Origin of the sequence: Pararhodobacter sp., assembly GCF_036802785.1 — a bacterium.
In the GTDB taxonomy this organism is placed as follows: Bacteria; Pseudomonadota; Alphaproteobacteria; order Rhodobacterales; family Rhodobacteraceae; genus Pararhodobacter.
Genome location: NZ_DAIRVN010000013.1, coordinates 54,581 through 77,940 on the forward strand (window position 1 = coordinate 54,581; position 23,360 = coordinate 77,940).

General features: G+C 65.7%; 26 protein-coding genes. 7 read left to right on the forward strand and 19 right to left on the reverse strand.

All coding sequences use genetic code 11. The annotated features are described in order from the left end of the window. Positions 1-10: 10 nt before the first annotated feature. The 9 genes from V7Q53_RS07010 to efp all read right to left on the reverse strand — a co-directional run bounded on the left by V7Q53_RS07010 (position 11) and on the right by efp (position 7,749). On the reverse strand, positions 11-544 hold the full coding sequence (locus V7Q53_RS07010; RefSeq protein WP_333827800.1) for a NuoB/complex I 20 kDa subunit family protein: 534 nt from the start codon (positions 542-544) through the stop codon (positions 11-13). Further along, positions 535-900 (reverse strand): NADH-quinone oxidoreductase subunit A, encoded by a 366-nt coding sequence (locus tag V7Q53_RS07015; protein WP_333827801.1) that lies wholly within the window; start codon positions 898-900, stop codon positions 535-537. The genes V7Q53_RS07010 and V7Q53_RS07015 overlap by 10 nt, the downstream gene beginning before the upstream one ends. A 249-nt stretch (positions 901-1,149) precedes the next feature. Further along, positions 1,150-1,572 (reverse strand): YciI family protein, encoded by a 423-nt coding sequence (locus V7Q53_RS07020; RefSeq protein ID WP_333827803.1) that lies wholly within the window; start codon positions 1,570-1,572, stop codon positions 1,150-1,152. A 48-nt stretch (positions 1,573-1,620) separates the two neighbouring features. Beyond that, complete coding sequence (locus tag V7Q53_RS07025; protein WP_333827804.1) at positions 1,621-2,406, reverse strand: crotonase/enoyl-CoA hydratase family protein; 786 nt, start codon at positions 2,404-2,406, stop codon at positions 1,621-1,623. Next, on the reverse strand, positions 2,403-3,260 hold the full coding sequence (locus V7Q53_RS07030) for a hydroxymethylglutaryl-CoA lyase (protein ID WP_333827805.1): 858 nt from the start codon (positions 3,258-3,260) through the stop codon (positions 2,403-2,405). The genes V7Q53_RS07025 and V7Q53_RS07030 overlap by 4 nt, the downstream gene beginning before the upstream one ends. 85 nt (positions 3,261-3,345) lie before the next feature. After that, positions 3,346-5,877, reverse strand: coding sequence for a penicillin-binding protein 1A (locus tag V7Q53_RS07035; protein WP_333827806.1), 2,532 nt, complete (start codon positions 5,875-5,877; stop codon positions 3,346-3,348). A 124-nt stretch (positions 5,878-6,001) separates the two neighbouring features. After that, positions 6,002-6,613 (reverse strand): CDP-alcohol phosphatidyltransferase family protein, encoded by a 612-nt coding sequence (locus V7Q53_RS07040; protein ID WP_333827807.1) that lies wholly within the window; start codon positions 6,611-6,613, stop codon positions 6,002-6,004. A gap of 145 nt (positions 6,614-6,758) precedes the next feature. Then, positions 6,759-7,151, reverse strand: coding sequence for an META domain-containing protein (locus tag V7Q53_RS07045; RefSeq protein ID WP_333827808.1), 393 nt, complete (start codon positions 7,149-7,151; stop codon positions 6,759-6,761). Between the two features lie 34 nt (positions 7,152-7,185). Beyond that, positions 7,186-7,749 (reverse strand): elongation factor P, encoded by a 564-nt coding sequence (gene efp / locus V7Q53_RS07050; protein WP_333827810.1) that lies wholly within the window; start codon positions 7,747-7,749, stop codon positions 7,186-7,188. A 213-nt stretch (positions 7,750-7,962) separates the two neighbouring features. Between efp and V7Q53_RS07055 the strand changes: the two genes are divergently transcribed. Then, complete coding sequence (locus V7Q53_RS07055; RefSeq protein ID WP_333827812.1) at positions 7,963-8,283, forward strand: DUF6280 family protein; 321 nt, start codon at positions 7,963-7,965, stop codon at positions 8,281-8,283. Between the two features lie 34 nt (positions 8,284-8,317). Here V7Q53_RS07055 and V7Q53_RS07060 read toward each other — a convergent pair whose 3' ends face one another. Both V7Q53_RS07060 and V7Q53_RS07065 read right to left on the reverse strand, forming a co-directional pair. Continuing rightward, positions 8,318-9,121: an alpha/beta fold hydrolase gene (locus tag V7Q53_RS07060; protein WP_333827814.1), complete on the reverse strand. Its 804-nt coding sequence runs from the start codon at positions 9,119-9,121 to the stop codon at positions 8,318-8,320. Beyond that, a complete protein-coding gene (locus V7Q53_RS07065) occupies positions 9,118-9,723 on the reverse strand; it encodes a 2-hydroxychromene-2-carboxylate isomerase (RefSeq protein WP_333827815.1) in 606 nt (201 codons plus the stop codon). Before V7Q53_RS07065 ends, V7Q53_RS07060 begins: the two co-directional genes overlap by 4 nt. A 100-nt stretch (positions 9,724-9,823) precedes the next feature. Between V7Q53_RS07065 and V7Q53_RS07070 the strand changes: the two genes are divergently transcribed. Next, positions 9,824-10,843 (forward strand): ribose-phosphate pyrophosphokinase, encoded by a 1,020-nt coding sequence (locus V7Q53_RS07070; protein ID WP_333827816.1) that lies wholly within the window; start codon positions 9,824-9,826, stop codon positions 10,841-10,843. Positions 10,844-10,877: 34 nt separating this feature from the next. On the opposite strand, the gene V7Q53_RS07075 is transcribed toward V7Q53_RS07070, so the two are convergent. Beyond that, the gene (locus V7Q53_RS07075; RefSeq protein ID WP_333827817.1) at positions 10,878-11,789 is read right to left on the reverse strand and encodes a hypothetical protein; all 912 of its coding nucleotides are present in this window, start codon (positions 11,787-11,789) and stop codon (positions 10,878-10,880) included. 336 nt (positions 11,790-12,125) lie between these two features. Next, positions 12,126-12,899: a DsbA family protein gene (locus V7Q53_RS07080; RefSeq protein WP_333827818.1), complete on the reverse strand. Its 774-nt coding sequence runs from the start codon at positions 12,897-12,899 to the stop codon at positions 12,126-12,128. Between the two features lie 217 nt (positions 12,900-13,116). On the opposite strand from V7Q53_RS07080, the gene V7Q53_RS07085 reads away from it, so the two are divergent. Continuing rightward, complete coding sequence (locus tag V7Q53_RS07085; RefSeq protein WP_333827819.1) at positions 13,117-14,373, forward strand: N-acetylmuramoyl-L-alanine amidase family protein; 1,257 nt, start codon at positions 13,117-13,119, stop codon at positions 14,371-14,373. A gap of 69 nt (positions 14,374-14,442) precedes the next feature. On the opposite strand, the gene V7Q53_RS07090 is transcribed toward V7Q53_RS07085, so the two are convergent. The 3 genes from V7Q53_RS07090 to surE all read right to left on the reverse strand — a co-directional run bounded on the left by V7Q53_RS07090 (position 14,443) and on the right by surE (position 17,329). Beyond that, positions 14,443-15,747 carry a peptidoglycan DD-metalloendopeptidase family protein gene (locus V7Q53_RS07090; RefSeq protein WP_333827821.1) on the reverse strand — a complete coding sequence of 435 codons (1,305 nt, stop codon included), beginning with the start codon at positions 15,745-15,747 and terminating at the stop codon, positions 14,443-14,445. 149 nt (positions 15,748-15,896) lie between these two features. Next, positions 15,897-16,547: a protein-L-isoaspartate(D-aspartate) O-methyltransferase gene (locus tag V7Q53_RS07095; protein WP_333827823.1), complete on the reverse strand. Its 651-nt coding sequence runs from the start codon at positions 16,545-16,547 to the stop codon at positions 15,897-15,899. Continuing rightward, a complete protein-coding gene (surE, locus tag V7Q53_RS07100) occupies positions 16,544-17,329 on the reverse strand; it encodes a 5'/3'-nucleotidase SurE (RefSeq protein ID WP_333827825.1) in 786 nt (261 codons plus the stop codon). Before surE ends, V7Q53_RS07095 begins: the two co-directional genes overlap by 4 nt. Positions 17,330-17,516: 187 nt before the next feature. Here surE and V7Q53_RS07105 point away from each other — a divergent pair, with 187 nt between their 5' ends. Continuing rightward, positions 17,517-17,945, forward strand: coding sequence for a hypothetical protein (locus V7Q53_RS07105; protein WP_333827827.1), 429 nt, complete (start codon positions 17,517-17,519; stop codon positions 17,943-17,945). A gap of 6 nt (positions 17,946-17,951) precedes the next feature. On the opposite strand, the gene V7Q53_RS07110 is transcribed toward V7Q53_RS07105, so the two are convergent. The 3 genes from V7Q53_RS07110 to V7Q53_RS07120 form a co-directional block, all read right to left on the reverse strand. Further along, the gene (locus V7Q53_RS07110; protein WP_333827829.1) at positions 17,952-18,812 is read right to left on the reverse strand and encodes an SAM-dependent methyltransferase; all 861 of its coding nucleotides are present in this window, start codon (positions 18,810-18,812) and stop codon (positions 17,952-17,954) included. Positions 18,813-18,955: 143 nt separating this feature from the next. Beyond that, a complete protein-coding gene (locus tag V7Q53_RS07115) occupies positions 18,956-19,282 on the reverse strand; it encodes a hypothetical protein (RefSeq protein WP_333827831.1) in 327 nt (108 codons plus the stop codon). Next, positions 19,279-20,598 (reverse strand): NAD(P)/FAD-dependent oxidoreductase, encoded by a 1,320-nt coding sequence (locus V7Q53_RS07120; RefSeq protein WP_333827833.1) that lies wholly within the window; start codon positions 20,596-20,598, stop codon positions 19,279-19,281. Before V7Q53_RS07120 ends, V7Q53_RS07115 begins: the two co-directional genes overlap by 4 nt. On the opposite strand from V7Q53_RS07120, the gene V7Q53_RS07125 reads away from it, so the two are divergent. The 3 genes from V7Q53_RS07125 (at position 20,597) to V7Q53_RS07135 (ending at position 23,292) form a co-directional block, all read left to right on the forward strand. After that, positions 20,597-21,583 (forward strand): NAD(P)-dependent oxidoreductase, encoded by a 987-nt coding sequence (locus V7Q53_RS07125; protein WP_333827834.1) that lies wholly within the window; start codon positions 20,597-20,599, stop codon positions 21,581-21,583. The two genes, V7Q53_RS07120 and V7Q53_RS07125, sit on opposite strands and share 2 nt — an antisense overlap. Before the next feature lie 86 nt (positions 21,584-21,669). Then, entirely contained in the window at positions 21,670-22,632 is a 963-nt protein-coding gene (gene speB / locus V7Q53_RS07130) for an agmatinase (RefSeq protein WP_333827835.1), read from the forward strand. 234 nt (positions 22,633-22,866) lie between these two features. Continuing rightward, positions 22,867-23,292 carry a DUF1499 domain-containing protein gene (locus V7Q53_RS07135; RefSeq protein WP_333827836.1) on the forward strand — a complete coding sequence of 142 codons (426 nt, stop codon included), beginning with the start codon at positions 22,867-22,869 and terminating at the stop codon, positions 23,290-23,292. Positions 23,293-23,360 lie beyond the last annotated feature (68 nt).

Consider the following 23,360-nt stretch of genomic DNA (forward strand, 5'->3'; position numbering starts at 1 on the left):
AGCAAACCTCTCAGCGGATCAGGGTGCCGGTGCGACGGATTTTCCGCTGCAACTGCAGGATGCCATACAGCAGCGCCTCGGCGGTCGGCGGGCAGCCGGGAACATAGATATCGACCGGCACAATACGGTCACACCCACGCACCACCGAATAGCTGTAGTGGTAATAGCCCCCGCCATTGGCGCAGGAACCCATCGAAATCACATAGCGCGGCTCGGGCATCTGGTCATAGACCTTGCGCAGAGCGGGCGCCATCTTGTTGGTCAGCGTGCCCGCCACGATCATCAGGTCAGACTGGCGCGGGCTGGCGCGCGGCGCGGTGCCAAAGCGCTCAAGATCATAGCGCGGCATCGACGTATGCATCATCTCGACGGCGCAGCAGGCCAGACCAAAGGTCATCCAGTGCAGCGAGCCGTTGCGCGCCCAGTTGATGATATCGGCGGTCGTGGTCAGCAGGAACCCCTTGTCCTGAAGTTCGGCATTCAGCGCCACGGTCGCAACCTCGCGGTCAGGCCCGGCGGTGTTCGCTCCGGTCATCACTCCCATTCGAGGGCTCCTTTCTTCCATTCATAGGCAAAGCCCACGGTCAGCACCCCAAGGAAGATCATCATCGACCAGAAACCCGTCATGCTGATCTCGCTGAAGGCCACGGCCCAGGGAAACAGGAAGGCGATTTCCAGATCGAAAATGATGAACAGGATCGACACCAGATAGAACCGCACATCGAATTTCATGCGCGCATCGTCGAAGGCGTTGAAGCCGCACTCATAGGCCGAGACTTTTTCAGGGTCGGGGTTGCGCACCGCGATAATCAGTGCCGAAAGCAGAAGGACAAGCCCCAGGCCGATTGCGATGACAAGAAAGATAAGGATGGGGAGATAGTCTCTCAGAAGGTCATCCACCGCTGGCTCCTTTGGCGCGCTCGTCAGACGAGCCGCTCGCAGATGTTGGCTCGTGCCTCGTTTACTCCTGCTTGCATGCAGGGTCAACCGAAGGCGGGCCGAACAGACCCCCGGAAAAGGCGGAATGCGCGTAATTGCATGGGATTGGGCAGAATGCGCCAAAGGCGTTGCTTTGCGCCGGTTTGCGGGGACAAATCCGCGCCTTGCTGCAGGGCAGCGCAGGTTAGGCCCGCCGGTTTTTCCGCCCGCTTAAATCCCGGCGAGCAGCGCGCGGAGCCGGTCGCTGCTTCCGGCGTGCCCGGTGCCCGGCTCCGCGAACGGATTCATGCCATCGGTCACCGGGCGGATCTCAATTTCGTACCGCCCCGGCACCGGGTCAGGGCAGCGCATCGCCCATGCCACGGCCTCGTCCATATCGCGCACCTCCCACAGCCAGAAACCCGCGATCAGCGCCTCGGAAGGGTGAAACGACCCCTCCAGAACCGCGCTCTCCGCCCCGTTCCGGACGATCCGGCGCGCCTTGACCGAGGGTTGGAGCCCCTCGCCCGCCCGCAGAATACCCGCCTGCATCAGCGCCTCATTGAAGCGCGCCATTGCCTCACGCTGCGCGGGGCCGGGCAGCGCAGCGGTTTCGCCGGCCTCCCTCGCCCGGATCAGAACCATCACACGCATTGCCGGACCTCCCCTTCCGCCATCGCCCAACCGAATCGCCGCGCTGTTTCAGCGCACCCAGCCGGGCTTGCGCTTTGCGAAGAAGGCCGCGATGCCCTCAGCGGCCTCATCCCCCTCCCAGCGGGTGACCAGCGCGCGGATCGAATGCGCGATATCTTCGGGCGCGGGGGCGGCACCCAGGTGCAGGGTCAGCGCCTTGGCCGCCGCAACGGCACCCGGCGCGCAGGCCAGATAGGGCTTCACCTCGGCCTCGACGGCAGCATCCAGCGCATCTGGCGCGACCGCCTTGGCCAGCAGGCCCAGCGTCACCGCCTCATCAGCGTCAAACACCCGCGCCGACATGAACACCCGCCGCGCCATCGCCTCACCCATGCGGGCCAGCACATAGGGGCCGATGGTGGCCGGGATCAGCCCCAGCCGGGTTTCCGTCAGGCCGAATTTCGCGCCCTGAACCCCCACCGCCACATCGCAGACCGCCATCAGCCCGATCCCGCCGCCAAAGGCCTGCCCCTGAACGCGCCCGATCAGCGGCTTGGGCAGGGTGTTCAGCGCCCCCAGCGCCGCAGCCAGCCGCCCGGCCTCGGCGCTCCGGGTGGGGGCATCGGCCACCATCTGCGCCTGCATCCAGCCCAGATCGCCCCCGGCGCAGAAACTGTCGCCCGCGCCGGTCAGCACCACCACCCGCACCGTATCATCCGCCGCCAACTCAGCCGCGGCGGCGCTCAGTTCCGCAATCATACCCGCGTTCATGGCGTTGTGCTTGTCAGGCCGGTTCAGCACCAGCCGGGCCACGCCACGCGCATCGCGCTCTATCAGGATCGTCTCATAACTCATTGCTCTTCCCGCATCTTTTTGGCCATAGCGCCAGCCCTTTCAATGATCGCGCGGTCCAGCCCGGTGACAAATCCCAAAGCCTCGATCCGCGCCAGCGCCGCCTCGGTCGCCACGTTCCCGGCAGCCCCCGGCGCATAGGGACAACCGCCCAGCCCCCCCACGGCGGCGTCGAACACCCGCAGCCCCAGCGCCAGCGAGGCCTCGATATTGTCGCAGGCCAGCCCGCCGGTATCGTGGTAATGCCCGGCCAGCCGGTTGGCCGGGACAGCATCCAGAACGGCGCGCAGCATGGCGGTGATCTTTTCGGGCGTGGCGCGGCCTATCGTGTCGCCCAGGCTGATCTCATAGCAGCCCAAGGCCAGCAGCCGCCCGGCAAGATGCGCCACAGCACCCGGCGCGGTCGGCCCGTCAAAGGGGCAGTCGCTCACGCAGGAGATATAGCCACGCACCGGCATGCCATCGGCCTTTGCCGCCTCCAGAATGGGCAGGAAGCGCGCAATGCTTTCCTCGATGGTGCAGTTGAGATTGGCCTTTGAAAACCCCTCCGAGGCCGAGGCAAAAACCGCCACCTCGTCGGCGCTTGCCTCCCGCGCGCCCTCATAGCCGCGCAGGTTGGGGGCAAGAGCGGCGTAGCGCACACCGGGCGCACGGGCGATCTGCGCCAGAACATCGGCGCTGTCGGCCATCTGCGGCACCCATCTGGGGCTGACGAAAGAGGCCACCTCGATACGGCGGTATCCGGCCTGTGACAGCAGATCCACCAGCGCAACCTTTTCCGCAGTCGGGATCAGGCGCTTTTCGTTCTGCAACCCGTCGCGCGGGCCAACCTCGAAAATCTCGACACTCTCTGCCATACCCCTCCCCCGGCTGTCTTCGGGCAAGGATGTAGCACAGGCTGCGCGCCTGTCTCCATCGCTTTCGTGCAGGAAAGATCCGGCTTCAGTAAAGCCCGCCGGAACTGAGCGTGCCAAAGGTCGCCTGCCCGGGGATCACGGTGGTTTCCCCCGACGAGGTTGTCACCTGCCGGTCGCCTGTACCGATCTCGCTTTCGTCCCCTTCGCCGCGGTTGAAGACCGGCAGGTTCATCCCCATCGCAAAGCCGCCGTCGATCAGCGCGTCGATGCCGAAGACCGGCTCTGCGCCGTCGCGGAAATACTCGGCCACAACATCGGGGCCGCTGGCATCATCGGCCAGACGGGCACCTGAATAGCGGTCGATGCGGATGAAGCGCCCGCCGGGCGGCACGGCGAAACGTGTGCCGCCGAATTCGACAATCGCCTCGCGCATGAATTCCTGAAACACCGGCCCGCACATACCGCCGCCCGAGGCCGCGCGGCCCAGCGGGCGGGGCCGGTCATAGCCGATATAGCAGCCCGCCACGATGTTGGAGCTGTAGCCGACAAACCAGACATCGCGGGAATCATTGGTGGTGCCGGTCTTGCCCGCAATCGGCACCGACAGGTTGATGCCGCTGGCCGTGCCGCGCGTGACCACGCCTTCCATCATCGAGGTAAGCTGATAGGCGGTGATCGGGTCCATGACGCGCTGGCGCTCGGATGCGATCCACGGCCCCTGCCCTGCGGGCAGATTGGGCTCGGCGCATTCAACGCAGCGGCGCTGGTCATGGCGATAGACGGTACGCCCCCAACGGTCCTGCACCCGGTCCACCAGCGTGGGCTCCACCCGCTCGCCGCCATTGGCAAACATCGCATAGGCGGCCACCATGCGGAACAGCGTGGTTTCCTGCGCGCCAAGGCTGTTGGCAAGGAAGGGCTGCATCCGGTCATAGACCCCGAAACGCTCGGCATAACCCGCGACCACATCCATCCCCACTTCCTGCGCCAGCCGCACCGTCATCAGGTTGCGCGACATTTCGATGCCAGTGCGCACCGGGGTTGGTCCGTAATACTGGTTCGAGGCGTTGGTGGGCCGCCAGATGCCCTGCGCCGTTTCAAGCTCGATCGGCGCGTCGATCACGATGGTGGCGGGGGTAAAGCCCGAATCCAGCGCGGCGGCATAGACGAAGGGCTTGAAGGCCGAGCCGGGCTGGCGCAGGGCCTGCGTGGCACGGTTGAAGACCGAATGCTGATAGCTGAACCCGCCCTGCATGGCGATCACGCGGCCGGTGTTGACATCCATCGCCATGAAACCGCCCTGCACCTCTGGCACCTGACGCAGCGACCAGCGCTGAAAGCTGCCGTCGCTGTCTGCGGTGATGGCCCGCACATGGACCACATCGCCCACGCTCAGCGTGTCCGAGACTGAGCCGGGCAACCAGTTGATGTCCGCGCGCGCAAGCGCGCCGGTTTCCGGCTGCCCTTCGATGCCCAGTTGCGCGCTGTCGGCGCTGACCTCCAGCACCACGGCAGGAAGCCAGGGGCCGTCCAGCGTTATATCGCGCGCGATCTGCACCCGCGACAGGGCCGCGCGCCAAAGTTCCTCGCTCGCCAGGTTTTCGGCGTCGATGGTCTCGCCGGTACCGCGCCAGCGGCCTTGCGAGCGGTCAAACCGCTCTAGCGCGCGCTGCAGCGCATGCGCCGCGCTGACCTGAAGTTCGGGATGGACGGTGGCGCGGATGCTCAGCCCGCCGGTAAAGAACTCGGCCTCGCCAAAGCTGCTGGAAAGCTGCCTCCGGATTTCGTCGGTGAAATAGTCACGCGGCGGCATCGCCTCGCGGAAGGGGGGAATATCGCCGGACTGAACGGTTTCCAGCGGCTGCGCGGCGGCTTCAGTGGCCTCCTCGGCGCTGACATAGCCGTTCTCAACCATCTGCCCCAGAATCCAGTTGCGCCGCTCGGTCACGCGCTCGCGCGCACGCACCGGATGGTATTGCGAGGGGGCCTGCGGCAGGGCGGCCAGAAAGGCCATTTCGGCCAGCGTCAGTTCGTCCAGCGTCTTGTTGAAATAGCTCTGCGCCGCCGCGACCACGCCGTAAGAGTTCTGCCCCAGATAGATCTCGTTGAGGTAAAGCTCCAGAATCTGGTCCTTGGTCAGCGTCTGCTCCACCCGGTAGGCCAGAATGATCTCACGGATCTTGCGCTCGCCGGTGCGGTCGCCGGACAAAAGGAAGTTCTTCATCACCTGCTGCGTGATCGTGGACGCCCCGCGCAGGTTCTGCCCGCGCGAGACCACAAAATCGCGCAGCGCGGACACCATCGCCAACGGGTCAAAGCCCTGATGTTCATAGAAATTGCGGTCTTCGGCCGAAATGAAGGCCGCGCGCACCATCTCGGGGATATCGTCAATCGGCGTGAACAGGCGGCGTTCCTGCGCGAATTCGTCAATCAGCCGCCCTTCGCCGGAATAGATACGGCTGATGGTGGGCGGGCTGTAATTGGCCAGTTGCTCATGGCTGGGCAGGTCGCGCGCATACATCCAGATCACCCCGCCGACGGTCAGCGCAGTAAAGAACAGCCCCAGCACAAGAAAGCTGAAGATGCCGCCAAGAAAGGAGAGGAAGGCACGGGTCAAGGGCGGGCTCCGGATGATGTTGCGCCCAGTCTATACGGCCTTGCGTGCGCCGGGTCAAAACGTGACGGGCCGTCGCATGAAAAATACGCATCACAATCGCGCAGGTCGGCCGGGGGGGCGCTGTTCAGCCCCGACGGAAAAGGCGCGCGGCGGCAAGAACCCGCAGAACGGCGGTGAGCAGGCATAGCGAAGCAAAGATCAGCGCAAGCGGCACGAAGGCTGCGGGAAACAGGCACAGGGCCACGAAAAAGATAATGGTTTCCGTGCCTTCCAGCAGGCCGTTCGAGAAGTAGATTGATTTCCGTCCCTGCACATCGCTGCGCATCCGGGCCTTTTCAGCCAGAATGGCGAAGCCCAGAAAACTGGCCGCATTGACATAGAACGAGGCCAGCAGGAAAGCCCCCGCCGCGCCGTTCGCCGCCGGATCGGCGAGCACGAAAGCCAGCGGGATCGCGGCGTAAAAGACAAAATCGGCGAAGATGTCGAAAAAGCCGCCGAAATCGCTGATCTCCGAGGCGCGGGCCACGGCGCCGTCCAGCCCGTCTGCCAGCCGCGAGGCAAGGACAAGCCCCAGCGCCAGCAACCAGAACCCGCCCAGCACCGCCGCCGCCGCCGCCAGCCCCAGCGCAAGGCCAAGCGCCGTCACCCAGTCGGCGCGCACACCGCGCAATGCCAGCCAGTGGCCCAACCTGTTCAGCGGCGGGTCGATGAAGGGGCGTATTCTGGAATCGAGCATCACGCCCTCCGGCACGGGTCATCCGACCCATAGCCTGCAACCGGCGCCCGGCAAAGCCGGTCGGGGTGGCATTCACGCCAATGTGCCCGCGCGCGCCCCGCCTGCCCTGTCTGCCGCCCAGATCCCGAAACTCAGCTCCCGAAACTCAGTCCCGCTGCGCGCGCATCACCTCGGTGCCGCTGGCAAAGAACACCAGCGCGCCGCGCTCAAAGCGATAGCTGTCTATGCGCGACATCTGGTGCAGGAAGGCCGCCTCAATCTCGGCAGCCTCGCCCAGACAGGCCATCCGCGTCGTTGCCAGCAGGCCGAACGCAATGGCGTTCTCTTCGCCCAGCGCGACCGGCCCGGTGTAGCGGTTGCAGCCCGACACGCCTGAAACACGCCCTTCGGCAAATTCCATGGTCACCCGGTCATCCGCGCTCAGCGTCCGCCCGTTCAGGGCGGTGAACTGCCAGTTTGAGGGGACCAGCTCAGGCTGCAGGGTGGCGCAGGCCGCAAGCCCGAAACCCATCAAAAGGCCAAGCATCAGTTTGCGCATTCTTCACCTCCTTGCAGCCCGCAGCCAGATGATGTCAGGCGCGTTCGGAATATTCAAACGTTTCGGTGTTCACAACGATGTCTTCATCGGTGCCGACAAACGGCGGCACCATGATGCGCACACCATTATCAAGGATGGCGGGCTTGTAGCTGCTGGCCGCCGTCTGACCCTTCACCACCGGCTCGGTCTCGACGATCTTGCAGGTCACCTTCTGCGGGATCGCCATGTTGAGCGCTTCTTCGCCATAATATTCGATGGTCACGGTCATGCCGTCCTGCAGGAAGGGGCGGCGGTCGCCCAGCAGGTCGGCGGGCAGTTCAATCTGGTCGAACGTATCCATGTCCATCACCACCAGCATCCCGTCGGTTTCATACAGGAATTGCTGGTCCTTCTGTTCCAGCCGCACCCGCTCCACCTTGTCTTCCGAGCGGAAGCGCTCGTTCAGTTTGGTGCCGTTGCGCAGGTTCTTCAGTTCCACCTGTGCAAAGGCGCCGCCCTTGCCGGGCTTCACATGGCTGACCTTCACTGCCACCCAGAGCCCGCCGTCATGTTCCAGCGTAAAGCCGGGCCGAATTTCGTTACCGTTGATTTTGGGCATGAGAAAACTCTTGAGAAAGTGTTGAGATCGCTTGGTTCGTTCCTATATCTTGCGGGTGTTATGCTGGCAAGCTTACCAGATACGGCTGCGGCCGCGGGCAGATATGCGCTCAGCGCATGACAGCCATGCAACATATTGGTAGCGAATCGCGGTCATAAACCGTTACAGAGACCGACGCCAGAAAATGCAAGAGCAAGAATAAGGACGGTAAGAATGTTCGACTTTGTGGATGGCACCGCGTACAACCACGAGCAGGGGCAACGCGCCCGTAAACTGTTTGCTGCCGTGGTTCTGGCTGCGCTGGATGACGCCATTGCCGACGACAAGAAATACGGTAACGGACCGGAACAGATTGCCCGCTGGGCACGCTCACGCGATGGTCGTGAAGTGCTGACCTGTGCCGGGATCGATCCGAATGAGCGCGTTGTGAACGGGCTTATGCAGTTTGTCGCCAATGGTGTGCGGACCTCGGTTGCGCTTTCGCGCGAGGAAAGCGAGCGCCGCATGGCTGCGGCCCAGGCCGAAGCTGCCTGATTTTATTCGTTAAATGGTTTCGTTGAACCCCGCGTCATCCGACGCGGGGTTTTTCGTTAAGCCCGTTGCGCAGCACCCACGCGTCGATCAGCGCAGCGGTGGCGGCGGGATGGGTCAGCGGCGCCATATGGCCCGCGCCGGGCACACTGACAAATTCCGCCCGCCCCAGCCGCGCCGCAACGGCACGCGCGGCGGCCGGAAATACCGGGGGTGACAGCGCCCCGGCCAGCACCAGAACCGGCTTGTCGAAGGCCGCCATCCGCCCCGGTGCCAGAAGCCCTTCGCTGTCGTCAACCAGCACCGACATGGTGGCGCCGATCATCGTCATCTGTCGGGTCATCATCTGCCGTGCGGCCTCTGACATGGCGTGCCAGCCCGCCTCATCGCCGTTGAGCGCAAAGAAAACCCGCGCCGCCTCGGCCAGATCACCGCGCGCAAAGGCCTCGCGCAGCGGCTGTTCAGCCGCGACATGGGCGGCAAATTCCGGCGTATCTGCGGCTGCGGCGAACAGAACCGGCTCGATCAGCACCATGGCGCGCACCGATTCCGGGGCCTCCAGCGCCTGACGCAGCGCCAGCGTGCCGCCAAAGGAATGCCCGATCAGCAGCGCGGGTTCGGCAATCTGCGCGGCCAGCGCCGCCGTGGCGACGCCATGCAGATCACCCGCACCCTCCCACGGGGCAGAGCGGCCATGGCCCGGCAGGTCAAAGGCCACGGCATCCAGCGGGGTTTCAAGTGCCTCCAGCAGGCGTTTCCAGCCACCGCTGTGGCCCAGAAAGCAATGCGCCAGCACCGCCGGGATTCCGGCAGCATCGCCCATTCGGGTTGTATGAATCATGCCTGAAGCTTGCCTTCCAGCCAGAGCGCCAGATCATCGATCCGGTCCTGCCCCCAGAATTTCTCCTCGCCCACCACAAAGAAGGGAAAGCCGAAAACACCGTTGCGCACGGCCTCTTCCAGCGTGCGGCTGTAGATCTCGGCCCCGGTCAGAAGGCCTGACATCGCCAGACCGGGGTCAAACCCGGCGCGCGACAGACAATCGCAGATCACCTCATCTTCGGCGATATTGCGTTCCTCTTCCCAGCAGGCGCGGGTCAGCCCCTGCACCAGCGCATGAATATCGCCCCCCTGCCCGGATTCCTGCGCCGCGATGATCGCATAGGAGGCGGGCGCGGGGTTGGTGGGAAAGAAGGCCGGTTTCAGCACGATCGGCAGGCCCAGCTTGGTTGACTGCCGCCGCAGTTCCTGCAGCCGGTATTCCCTGCGGGATTCATGGCGCTCGTTCAGCATCAGCCCGCCGGTGCGCGCAAAAAGTGCGGCGCCGTCAACGGGTTTGTAGCGCAGCTCCGCACCATGGCGCGCCGCCAGTTCGGCCGGGCGCCGCCCTGCCATGTGCACCCAGGGCGATACCGGGCTCAGATAGTAATCGATTTTCAGCATTCCACACTCCTGCCCCGGGCTTCGGGTTTGCAAGACCGTAGCCGGGTGATAAGCGGTGTCAACATCCCGAATCCAGCGAAAACCGCCACCGAGGACCGACATGCCCGCCATGACCGAACCGAAACTCATTTCCGGAAACGCCAATCGCCCCCTGGCGCAGGCCATCGCGCGGCGGATGTCGCTGCACCGGGGCATGTCCGTCAAGCTGGTTGACGCCCGGGTCGAGCGCTTCAACGATCAGGAAATCTTTGTCGAAGTGTTCGAGAATGTGCGCGGCGAGGACATGTTCATCGTCCAGTCCACCTCGAACCCGGCCAATGACAACCTGATGGAGCTGCTGATCATCGCCGACGCGCTCAGACGCTCGTCGGCGGCGCGGATCACCGCCGTGATCCCCTATTTCGGCTACGCCCGGCAGGACCGCCGCACCAAGGCGCGCACACCCATTTCGGCCAAGCTGGTGGCAAACCTGATCACCGAGGCGGGCATCGACCGGGTGCTGACGCTGGATCTGCACGCCACACAAATTCAGGGCTTCTTCGATCTGCCGGTGGACAACCTCTATGCCGCGCCGATCTTCGCGCTGGATGTCGAGCACAATTTCCGTGGCCGCCTGCAGGATGTCATCGTGGTATCACCCGATGTGGGCGGTGTTTCGCGCGCGCGTGAACTGGCCAAGCGGATCGGTTGTGCGCTGGCGATCGTCGACAAACGGCGCGAAAAGCCGGGTGAGATTGCCGAGATGACGGTAATCGGCGATGTGACGGGCAAGACCTGCATCATCGTCGATGACATCTGCGACACGGCCGGCACGCTGTGCAAGGCCGCCCAGGTGCTGATCGAGGCCGGCGCGACCGAGGTGCATTCCTACATCACCCACGGCGTTCTGTCCGGCCCGGCGGTGGAGCGGATCACCAACTCGGTGATGAAATCGCTGGTGATCACCGATTCCATCGAGGCGTCCGAGGCTGTGAAAGCCGCGCCGAACATCCGCATCGTGCCCACCGCGCCGCTCTTTGCTCAGGCGATCCTGAACACCTGGAACGGCACCTCGGTCTCGTCGCTCTTTGATCAGGATACGCTGACCCCGATTTATGAGGGCCTCTACCAGCGCGGCTGACGGGCAGCATACGGGGCGGGGGCGGCGCTCAGGCTCAGTTCTCGGCCCCGTTTTCAACACCCGGCCTGCGGTAATGGTAGCGCGAGCGCTCACTATCCAGAACATCAGCCAGGCAGGCGTCATGCCCGCGCATCTGGCTGATCATCGCCCCGCGCCCGCGGGCATCGGTGCTTTGCAGCATTCTGCGCAGCACCGTCGCCTGCCCGCGCGGGCTGCGCAGGAAGTCTTCCTGACTGATCAGCGCCTCGGCGGGGCTGCCCAGAACCAGCACCGCCCTGTGGCTTCCCAGCGCCTGATACGCCCCGGTCAGGCAGGTGGCGCGGCTGTCAGGGCAGCGCGCATCGCATAACGCGGCCAGCGGCAGCGCGGCGGGCGACTGTTCCAGCCAGTGCGAAAGCACCGCCGGGTCGCGGTTTTCGCCCATCATCAGGCGCTGGGGATGATCCGCGGGAACTTGCGCCAGCAGTGCCTCCCGGCGTTCAGAATCGGCAGTGCGCCACAGCAGATAGATCAGTTCCGGGTCCAACAGGTCGGACGGGGCGCTGCGCATATCCGTGTGTTCGCGCGCGGCCAGCACCACCACCGCCTCGCGCGCCGCGCGCGCCTCATTCAGTTCGCTGAACCGCAGTGCCACCGCCAGACCGGCATCGACCGACAGAAGCGCCAGCCAATTGGCCGCCAGCGGGTGATCGGCAGCGACGCTCAGCCAGCTTTGCCCCGACAGCCCCCCCGGCGCCCGCATCAGCGCGATACGCTCGCTGCGTGGCATCTGCGCCAGCGCGGGGCCTTGCAGCGGTGGCGATTTGTCGATCAGCCCCAAGAGGATCTGCGCCGCACGGTTGCCAGCCTGCGCCAGCACCGACAGCGCCCGAAGCCCGTCAGCCTCTTCATCGGCCAGCCAGAGCGCCATCGCATCGGCAAAGGCCGGGGCATCAGAACCGGGCACGGGCACAGTTTCAGCAGGCGCCGCGACCGACGCTGCGAACAACAGGAATACTGCACCGAACATTCCGCGCCAGGCTGACCGGAATGCCCGCAATATCAGGGGCCTGGTTTTCAAAGCTCTGTCTTTCTCTGTTGCCGCCCGAAGCCGCGCGGGGCACAGGGAGCAAAAGGGGCTGCCGCAATTTGCGAAGCAACTGCCCAATTAGCAAGCATTAATTGCCGGACTTCCGACCTCTTTTTCAGGCCATTCCCGAAAACGGCACCGGACGCGCACAGGCGCGTCAGAGGCAGGAAGGGTGCGGGCGAAACCGCAGCTCTGTCCGGCAGGGGGTTCGTGTCAGCCGCGAAGCTGGGTTGCAACGTTGTGCAGCTCTTCCGCGGGCAGGAAGCCGCGCAGCAATTCGCCCGGCCCCTCAGGAATGCCGATCACGAAACTGGGCGTGCCGCTGATCTGCAACCGCTGGGCAAGGGCCCGGTTCTCGGCCAGCACGGCGCTAACCTCGCTGGAGCGCATCCGCGCCATGACGGCCTCGGAATCAAGGCCCAGTTCGGCGGCAAGGGCACCCAGCGCACTGTCGGACACATCGCCCTCCCATGCCATCAGCCGCTCATGCGCCGCGAAATACTGCTCGCCGTCGCCAAGCTGCAGGACGGCGACGGCAAAGCGGCTCATCACCTCTGATTGCGGGCCCAGAATCGGCAGTTCCTTGATCACCAACCGCACATTGCCGTCCTCGTTGGTGAAATCCATCATATGCGGAAAGGCGCGGCGGCAAAAACTGCAGCGATAATCCATGAATTCAACGAGCGTGATGTCGCCATCGACGTTACCGCCGATCCATGAATGGCCGTCAGCATAGATGTCATCGGCGTTGATCTCGACAAGTGTGGCATCCATGTCAGCCTGCTGCGCCATGGTGCGCTGCTCATATTCCGCCACCGCCTCAAAGATCACCTCCGGATGCTCCATCAGATACGCGCGGATCTCAGAACGCAGGGCTGCACGGTCCTCGTCCCCCAACGGCGCGCTGAAGGCCCCGGTCTGGGCGGCAAGCGGCGCGGCAAAAACGAGGGCGGCGGTCAATGCCGAGGCGGCGAAGGGGCGAAACATGCGGGCTCCTGATTACGGTGCTGTCCGGAGGACGGTGTCGTCAGACTGTGTCCTGCCGGGGCAGGCAAGATCAAGTCCGGATCGGCCCGCAACCGGAAGATTGACCCGAACGTGAAGGTTGGCGGCCCGCCACAAGGCATTCCCCGGCGTGCCGCTCTCCTTTATGGTGGCCGCGAACGGCAGGGCAGGCAAGGGCGTAACAGTGAGACAGACAGGCATGCGGCACCCGGCAATCGCCGGGGCGTTCAGGATCGCGCTGATGGCATTGCTGCTGGCCGTCCTCGTCACCACCGCGCTGATCGCCACCACGCGGGAAGCGGCGGCGCAGGATCTGGGTGCCATCGCCCGAATCACCGGCCCCGCCACGCTGCGGGCTGAGGGAGAGGCGCTGGTTCTGGACCTGCCGCTGACCCAGCCGGTGCCGGTGCGCGCGCGGCTGCTGGATGCCCCCCTGCGCGCCGTGCTCGATTTCCGCCAGATCGACTGGACAGGGCTGGACGCCGCTGCACTGACCCTGCCCGCCCCGCTGGCCGCCGTCCGGCTGGGCCAGGCCGGGGGCGGATGGTCGCGCATGGTGCTGGAACTGGCGCAACCGATGGATTTTGCGACGGTCGCCATGCTGACCGACCCCGCCAGCGGCGCGGCGCGGCTGCGGCTGCGCCTTGTCCCGGTCAGCGCCGAGGCCTTTGCGGCCCGCGTTCAGGCCGGGGCCGATGGCGCCCCCGCAACGCTTTCGCCGCTCACGCAGGGCCCGGCGCTGGGGATGCGCCCCACCGTTGTGGTGCTGGACCCGGGCCATGGCGGCGTCGATCCGGGCGCCGAGCGTGAGGGGCTGCGCGAGGCCGACCTGATGCTGACCTTCGCCCGCGAACTGGCCGAAACCCTGCGCCGCAGCGGTGCTTTCGAGGTGGTTCTCACGCGCGGGGATGACAGCTTTGTCTCGCTTGAGGCCCGCATTCTGGTGGCGCGTCAGGCGGGTGCCGATGTCTTCCTGTCGCTCCATGCCGATGCCCTGCCCGATGGCGGGGCCTCAGGCGCAACCCTTTACACGCTGGCAGATGAGGCCAGCGAGGCCGCAGCCGCCGCCCTTGCCGAACGCCATGACCGCGCCGACCTGCTGGGCGGCGGCGTCGATCTGAGCGGGGCGGATGATGTGGTGGCCGGGGTGCTGATGGATATCGCCCGCACCGAAACCCGCCCGGCAACCGACCGTCTGGCCGATGCGCTTCTGGGCGCGATCACCGCAGAGGGGCTGGCCACGCACCGTCGCCCCCGGCAGGAAGCCGCCTTTTCGGTGCTGAAGACCCCTGATATCCCGTCGATCCTGCTGGAAGTGGGCTTCATGTCCAGCCCGCGCGATCTGGCCAACCTGCGCGACCCGGCCTGGCGCGCGGGCATGGCGCAGGCGCTGATGAACGGCCTTCTGGCTTGGGTCGATGACGAGGCCCAGCGCCGGGCGATGCGCCGCCACTGAAAAGGTGAAAAAGGGGCCGAGCGGCCCCTTTCCCCGATCACAGTGCTGCCGCCGCTGACTTGGCTCCGCTTATTGCAGATAGGGCATCGGATCGACGCTCTCAAAGCCTTCGCGCACTTCGAAATGCAGGAACGAGGGGTCACCCTGCCGCACCGTGGCAAGGGTCTGCCCCCGCGTGACCTGCGCGCCGCGCTCGACGCGGATATCGTCGATATTGGCATAGACGGTCAGCAGGTTATTCTCATGGCGGACCACGAGGATGGGCACCTGTTCCGTATCGCGGGTAATCGCCGCCACGGTGCCTGCCGCTGCTGCGCGCACCTGCGTTCCCGCCGGGGCGCCGATGCCGACACCATCATTGCGCCCGCGCGCATAGGCGCGGATGATCCGGCCATCGACCGGCATGGCAAGGCGTGGCCCATCGGTGCGCTGGCCGGACATGTCGGCAACGGGCGGCGTGGCGGGCGCACTGCCGCTCGCGCCCTGCCCCGCCGGTGCGGGATTGCTGTCAGGCAGCGGCTGCGACGCCGAGGGCGGCACCGGCGTGGGGGAGCCTTGCCCCGGCGCGGTGGACGCGCTGCCGCTCTGAGACTGTGACGTGGTTTGCGCGGGTGACTGGGGCTGTGGCGTGGGAAGCGCCGTCGTCGCGGGCACCGAAGGCGCGGTGGCGGGCGACCTGTCATCGGTGCGCGGCAGACCCGAGGTCAGACTGGCCGAGGCCTCGGAAATGCTTTGCGGCATCGGCACAATCAGGATCTGCCCTTCGCGCACCGACATATCCGCAGGCAGGCCGTTCCATTCGGCCAGCGACCGGGCGGAGGTGTTGTAAAGCCGCGCGATGGTAAAGACCGTCTCGCCACGGCGCACCGAATGGCGCACGGGCTCTGACCCGGAAGCGCCGGTCGCGCCGGGCTGCTGCCCGCCGGGGCCAAGCGGTGTGACAGCGATCGGCCCTGTGCCCGCCGAGGGCATCATGCCACCGTTTTCGGCCACGCGCGACGGCAGAACAAGGGTTTCCCCGCCCCGCAACGGCGCTTCGGCGTCAATCGCATTGTGGCGCGCAAGCGCTGCGGCATCCACGCCAAGGCGCGCGGCCACGTCGCGCGGGCGCTCGCCCGGCTGGGCGATCACCACCTGATATCCGGGATATGAGATCACGCCGCGCGCGTCCGGCTGCGGCCTTGAGGGCGTGGCCTGCCGGGCGGCATCGGCGGTTGAGAAACCGCCCGAGCGCCGGAGATCCCAGTCCAGATCATTTGTATTGCTACAGGCCGCCAGCCCGAAGGCCGTGGCCACCGTCAGCACCAGAAACGGCGCACGACGCGCAGCATGTGCAAAATCCGCGGCGGTCGTCTTGAATACTGTATCGCTCATGCCTGTCCCAGCTTTTGATGGCCGTTGCCTGCGGCCCGCCCGGCACGTGCGCCCGGGCCGCCAAGCCTTACCGTTTATACCTGATTAATGCGCAAGTGACAGCCCATCACTACATTGTGTGCCCGAAAACCCGGTCCCTGCGATCAGGGTCAGTCCTGCGCCATCCCCTCAAGAAGCGGCACAAAGCGCACCGGGCGCAGTTCATCATACTCGAAGCCGGTCTCGGTGCGGCGCACCTTGATCAGGCTTTGCACCGTATCCGACTGCCCCACCGGCACCACCATGATCCCGCCGACACGCAATTGCGCCAGAAGCGGGCCGGGCGGGTCTTCGGCGGCGGCGGTGACGATGATGCGGTCAAAGGGCGCCTGTTCGGGCAGCCCGAAAGAGCCATCGGCGGAAAGCGCGGTGATATTGACCAGCTTCAGCGCCTCAAACACCGTGCGCGCTTCCAGCACCAGACGGCGGTGGCGCTCGACCGTATAGACCCGGCGCGCAAGCTGGCTGAGGATCGCCGCCTGATAACCCGAGCCGGTGCCCACCTCCAGCACCTTGTCGCGTGGCGACACCTCCAGCGCCTCGGTCATCAGCGCAACAACCGAAGGCTGGCTGATGGTCTGGCCGCAGGCAATGGGCAGGGGCATGTCCTCATAGGCGCGCTCAGCGAAGATGCCGCGCACAAAGGCGCCACGGTCGATGCGCTCCATCGCGCGCAGCACCGCCGGATCGGTCACGCCTTTTGAGCGCAGCGCGTAGATAAAACGCATGATCCGTTCGGCCCGCGCGGCGGCGTCACTCATTCAAGACGCTCCCGCAGGGCATCGAGCGCGTCATAGGCTGTCAGATCGGCGCGCATCGGCGTAACCGAGATCCAGCCGTCCAGATTGACGGCGGCGTCGGTGCCGGGCTCGGTCGGCAGGTGTTGCGGCCCGCCCTTGATCCACAGGAATTTGCGCCCCGAGGGCGAGATATGCGGCTCGACACCGAAGAACGTGTCTTTGCGATAGCCCTGCCCGGCCACTTTCATGCCCTTCACATCCGCCTTGGGAACGGGCGGGAAGTTGATGTTGTAGAACAGCCGGTAATCGCCTGCATCCCACAGGCCCTTGTCCAGCAGCGCGCGCACCACCCCCACGCCATGGGCAATGGCGGGCTCGAACGGGTCTGACATATCTTCGGTCTGCGGGCCCATGTATTGCGACAGCGCAATCGCGGGCAGACCCTGCAGGGCCGCCTCCATCGCGCCGCCGATGGTGCCGGAATAAAGCACATTCTCGGCCGAATTGTTGCCCCGGTTCACGCCTGAAAGCACCAGATCGGGCTTGGCGCCCTGCAACACCTCGTAATAGCCTGCCAGCACGCAATCGGCCGGGCTGCCCTCGGCGGCATAGCGCTTAGGACCCAGCTTGGCGATCATCATCGGATGGGTATAGCTGATCTTGTGCGCCACGCCCGATTGCTCAAAGGCAGGCGCCACAACCCAGACCTCGCCCTCAGGCCCCGCGATCTCGGCCGCGATCTGCTCCAGAACCTTCAGCCCCGGCGCGTTGATGCCATCGTCATTGGTAACCAGAATCCGCATGAAACCTCTCTCGAACCGCCTGAATCCATCAACCCCTGCTTAGTCCAGCAGCCCAGAAGCAGCAATAGGCGCCAGCCCCATGAGGCCCCGCCCGTGACCGCGAAACAATAGAAACCGATTGCGAAACAATCTGATCCATGCGCTGCTTGGCTGCCCGCATCCCGCGGCGCACGTTCCAGGAGTTGCCATGCGCCTTCTTCCCCTGCTCTGCCTTACCGCCCTGTTTCCTGCTGTTGCCGCCGCTGACGAGATGTGGAGCACACCCTATGGTTACGTCGCCTGGGAGGATACGCGCGGCGACATGGCCATCTTTCGCATGATGGGCGATGACGGGCTGACGCCGGGCACGATGCGCCTGTTCGTACCCGGCCTGCCCGCCGATACAGAGCAGGGGCGCAGCGTCTATTTCGGTTACTGGACCGATCCGGCAGCCGACGCGCCCTGCGCCTTTGACGTGATCGATGCGATGGGCAACAAAAGCCCAAGCTGGGGCAGGCTGACGCTGAGCTTTCTGAGCGGCGGGTTCCCCTCGGACTGGGCCGGGCTGACCGGCTATTGCTTCGATGAGCCCACCATGCCGATCAACGCCACCCCGGCCTACGGCATCGGTGATTGAAACCCTTCACTTCTGCGCGGTGAAAATGTTGTAGCGCACCAGCCCCTTGCGGACCAGCGCATGATAGACCACCGCCGCGCTGCGGTTGGGGTTTTGTTCCTGCCTGCCGAAGGGCCATGTCGCCAGATAGTAGGGCAGCAGCGCGAAGCGTTGCAGCCGCGCCAGCGAGGGCATCATGTTGGCAGTGATATCCTCGGTCTTCACGCCCTGAAACCCGGCCTCTTCCATCACCAGATGGAAGCGGTCATTGCGGAATTCCTTCAGCCCCACCATCGCCGAGCCACGCGCCACGCGCTCATACAGCGCCCATTCGCGCGGCGTGAAGGCCTTGGTTTCGGCGATGGAATACTCAAAGAACGCCACCCGCCCGCCGGGTTTGAGCACCCTGTGCAACTCCCGCAGGGTCTGGCGGATATCGGGGGAATGCGACAGCGTTTCCGTGGTATAGACCGCGTCGAATGTGGCGTCAGTAAAGCTGGTGGCGCTGTAATCCATCAGCTGAAAGCATGTGCGCCCCTCGACACCGGCCGCTTTCGCGCGGGCCTGCGCCTTGGGCACTTCGAAATCCAGCACGGTGATGCCATCGACGGTGCATCCGGTCTTGCGCGCCAGATAGCTGGCCACCACACCCTGCCCGCAGCCCGCATCCAGCACATGATCCTGCGCGGTCAGGCCCAGCCGTTCTGCCACCAGATCATGCAACAGATCCTGCGCCACGCGTTCCGAAACCTTGCGCCCGTCAGGGTGGTAGCCAAAATGCTTGGCCCCGCCCAGCATCAGCTCATAATTGCGCTCTGAGCGGGCAAAGTAATGGCGCAGCCGCGAAAAATGCTCGCCCGTATCCTTGCCTGAATCGGTTGGACTCATTCGCTCGCTCCCGCACAATCACACCCGGCCCTGCGCCCGTGACGGGCCGCAACCGTCGCATTGCTTAGCCGCTCACCTGCGCTGCGGCAACCGGCGGGTGCCGGATTTCTGCGGCGTGCCTGCAACCTTGCCTTTTGTGCGCATCAATCCGCGCAGGAAAAGGGCAGAAAGGTGCTGGCCATTCCCTCGTTCATCGCGGCGATCGTCAGTATATCCGCCAGCCGGAACTCCTGCGCAGAGCGGGGGCAGACCGCGCCGCGCAATACGCAGCCCTGAGCGATGAAATCGTCATGCGCGGCAACAAAGTCATCGCTGATCCCCTCTCGGCCGATACTGCCCAGCGCGCGTTCCCATGCCTCGGCATACAGCGCGCATTTGCGCTGGCTCCAGGCATCGCCGCTCTCGGCCTGCGCGGGACCGGCGAGAAAAGCCGCCAGAAGCGCACCCGAGAAGAACGCCGCACGGGTCATGAGAACCTGTCCGTCAGCTTTGCCAGCCCCACCGCCATGCCTTTCAGCGGGCGGCGCAGCGCGGGCAACGGGAAACGGTCAAGCGGCACCTGCGTGATGGTGGGCCCGGGGTTGGGCTGGCCCGCCAGCGCCTGCGCAATCCGCCGCCCCCCTTCCGAGGCCGCCGCCACCCCGTTGCCATGCCAGCCCAGCGCCGCATAGAGGCCCGCCTGGCCCGGCACCTGGCCGCAGAACGGCCGCCAACTGGCGGTCATGCAGACAAAGCCCGCCCAGTAGCGCTCGGTTTCAGCGGCGGCAAAGCCGGGAAACATGCCGTCGAACTCCGCCCGCAGCGTGGTGTGGAACGCCGCCAGCGCATCACCCCGCGCCGAAACACCGCCGCGCCCGCCGAACAAAAAGCGCCCGTCGGGCAACAGGCGGTAGTAGTGCAGCACCTTGCGGCTGTCATAGGCCATGATCTGGCTGGTCCAGCCCTGCGCCGCGCGCTCAGACGCGGTCAGGGGCCGGGTGACAAGGATCGCCGACAGAACCGGAAAGATGCGCCCGTGCAGCCATGCCGGCAGGGCCTCGTCGCTATAGCCATTGGTTGCCACCAGCACCCGTTTGGCGCGAAGACTTCCGCGCGCGGTCTCCAGCCGCCATCCCTCACCCTCACGCGCCAGCGATGTCACCGCGCTGTCGCCATGCATGGCCACGCCCGCCGCCTGCGCCGCGCGCGCCAGACCCAGCGCATATTTCAACGGGTGCAGCGGAAAGCCATGCGGCGACAGGATCGCGCCATGCAGCCCCGCGCCCTGAAAACCGCGCTCACGCAGTGCCGCAGCGCCCAGCAGTTCGGACCCCGGCGCAAGGGGGGCGGCCTGCATCCGCGCAAGGCGCCGGGCGGAATGGGCCATATACAGCTCACCCTCCGGCCCGGCATCGGCGTCAATCCCGTAGCGGGTGAGGTTGTCGCGCACCCGCTCAATCGCGTCATATTCAAAGGCCTGCCATTCCTGCGCTGCCTTCTGCCCGTGCCGCGCTTCCATCTGGGCCTGCGTCAGCTTGGCCCCGCCGTGGCAGCAGAACCCGCCATTGCGCCCTGACGCCCCCCAACCCGGCTGCCCCGCCTCCAGCACCGTGGCGCGAATGCCAAAACGCTCAGCCAGTTCAAGCGCCGCGTTCAGCCCGGCATACCCCGCCCCGATGATCGCCACCTCGGTTTCAGCCACGCCCTCCAGCGGCGGCAGGGGGGGCGGCAGACCGGCGCTGGCGCGCCAGTAGCTGTCCGGCCAGTGGCGCGTATCATAGGCTTCGGGTTCGTAAAGGCGGGCCATGCGGTTCTTCCGGTTGTGCGGAAGAATCCCCCTTCCACGACGGCAGGTTAGATGCAACCCTGACCCGTCGCAACGGGGGGAAACCATGCGCTACGGATTCGTCGGTCTGGGCAATCTGGGCGGCGCACTGGCCGCTTCGCTGGCGCGCGCGGGCTTCGCGCCGGTGGTGCATGACCGCGACCCTGCCGCGCGTGCCACGCTGGAAGGGCTGGGCGCGACATGGGCCGCCAGCCCCACTGCCCTGGCCGCGCAGTTCGATGCCGTCATCACCTGCCTGCCCAACCCGGCAGCCTCCGAAGCGGTGCTCGACACCCTCCTGCCCGCGCTGAAACCCGGTGCCACATGGATCGAGATGTCCACGCTTGGCCGCGACGATATCCTGCGCCTTGGCCACAAGGCCGAAGCCGCCGGGCTGAATGTGCTGGAGGCCCCGGTGACCGGCGGTGTTCATCTGGCAGCACAGGGCCGGATCACCGTTCTGGCGGGCGGCGCGCAAGACGTCTTTGCCCGCCACCGCCCTGCCCTTCAGGCGATGGGCGACAGGATCTTTCACATGGGTCCGCTGGGTTCGGCGGCGCTGATCAAGGTCATCACCAACATGCTGGCCTTCATCCATCTGGTCGCCGATGGCGAGGCCCTGATGCTGGCGAAACGCGGCGGGCTGGACCTGAAAACAGCCTGGGAGGCGATCGCGGCCTCCTCCGGCACCAGTTTCGTGCATGAGACCGAGGGGCAGCTGATCCTGAACGGCAGTTATGACATCGCCTTCACCATGGACCTGGCGCTCAAGGATCTGGGTTTCGCGCGGGACTTCGGGCAGGCCTTCGGGGTGCCGCTGGATCTGGCCACGCTGACCGAGCAGACTTTCCGGCGCGCGCAGGCGGCTTACGGCGGGCAGGCGCAATCAACGCAGGTGGTGAAACTGCTGGAAGACCTGCTGGGCACCGATCTGCGCGCCGGGGGGTTCCCGGCGCGGCTGGAATAGGCGCCCGCAGGCTGGGCCACCGAAAGCCGATTGCCTTGCGCCCCTGACCTGCCCATATTCCCCCAACCCAACCCACGGAGGAAGCCATGGCGCTCGAAGACGCAAAGCAACAGGTCGATACCGCCTTTACCCGGGAAAACCGGCGCGGGCTGGCGTTCGAGAATGCTTTCGGCGGCGCCACCAGCTTCCTGCGCCGCAGCTTCACCAAGGATCTGCGCGGCGTCGATCTCGCCATCACCGGCGTGCCCTTCGATCAGGCGGTCACCCACCGCCCCGGCACCCGCTTCGGCCCCCGCGCCATCCGCGAGGCCTCCACCCTGCAACCCTATGACCCGCCTTTCGGCTGGGGGTTTGACCCGCTCTCGGATTTCGCCATCACCGATCACGGCGATCTGGCCTTCGATTATGCGAAAACCGCCGATTTCCCCGCAGCCCTGCACGGCCATATCGCGCGCATCCTCAAGGCCGGGCCGGGCACCATCACGCTGGGCGGCGATCACTACATCACCCTGCCCATCCTGCAGGCCTATGCCGAAAAATTCGGCCCGATGCGCGTGATCCAGTTCGACGCCCATTCAGACCTCTGGGCCGATGATGACCTGACACGCATCGACCACGGCACCATGATGTACAAGGCCGTGAAACAAGGCTTCGTCGATCCCGCGCATTCGGTCCAGATCGGCATCCGCACCGAATGCGACGACTATCTGGGCTTCAACGTGATCGACGCGCCCTCCCTTCACCGCCAGACGCCCGAAAGCGTGGCCGCCCGCGTGCGCGAGATCGTCGGCGACGGGCCCTGCTACCTGACCTTCGATATCGACGCGCTCGACCCGGCCTTTGCTCCGGGCACCGGCACCCCGGTCTGGGGCGGGCTTGCCAGTTGGCAGGCCTCGGCGATCCTGCGCGCGCTGGCCGGGATCGACCTGAAGGGCGGCGATGTCGTCGAGGTGTCACCCCCCTATGACCCGACCGGCGCCACCGCCATCATGGGCGCCCATGTTGCGATGGAGCTGATCTGCCTTTACTGCTGGACCCGGCGGCGCTGAAAACGCGGGCCTGCGGTTTCATCTTGCCACAAATACGCAAACCCGGCGGCACAACCAGGCCTGACAGCGGCCTTCCGCGCGCGATGGGTGTTCACTCCCTACGTGCCGCGTTCCTCCGCATTCGCGCGATACGCTCTGACCTGCTGTTTTCCGCATGTCCGGCAAGCGCAAAACCGCATCCCACTTTTGCGCGACATGCTTTAAGCTGCCCGCGAACCGCAGCGGGAGCCCTGCATGAAAACCGTCGCCCTCCTCCTTGGCCTTGCGCTTCTCTGCGCGCTTGGCGTGGCGCTGTATATCCGCCTCGCCCCCTCCGACCCGGCGCGCTGGCATGGCGATCCCGCCGCCATCCCCGATCCGCATACACCGAATTTCGCCCGCCTCTCGCTGACCCTCCCGCTGCCCCGCGACACCGTGTTTGAGCGCATCGCCGCACAGGCAGCGCGGGAGGGGGCGGTTGAACTGGCGGGCGATCAGGGGCTGATGACCTGGGTGGCGCGCAGCCGGGTGATGAAATTTCCGGATTATGTGACCATCCGCCTGACCGGAACCGCTGATGGCACGCAGGTCAGCGCCCTGTCGCGCGCCCGCTTCGGCCGTGGTGACATGGGGGTCAATGCCGCGCGGCTCCAGCGCTGGATCGGTGTGCTTGCGCACTGAGGCTGCAAGGGGGCACCGGGGGTTTGCCAAGGGGGCGCGCCGCCCCCTTGGCAAACCCCCGGTGCCCC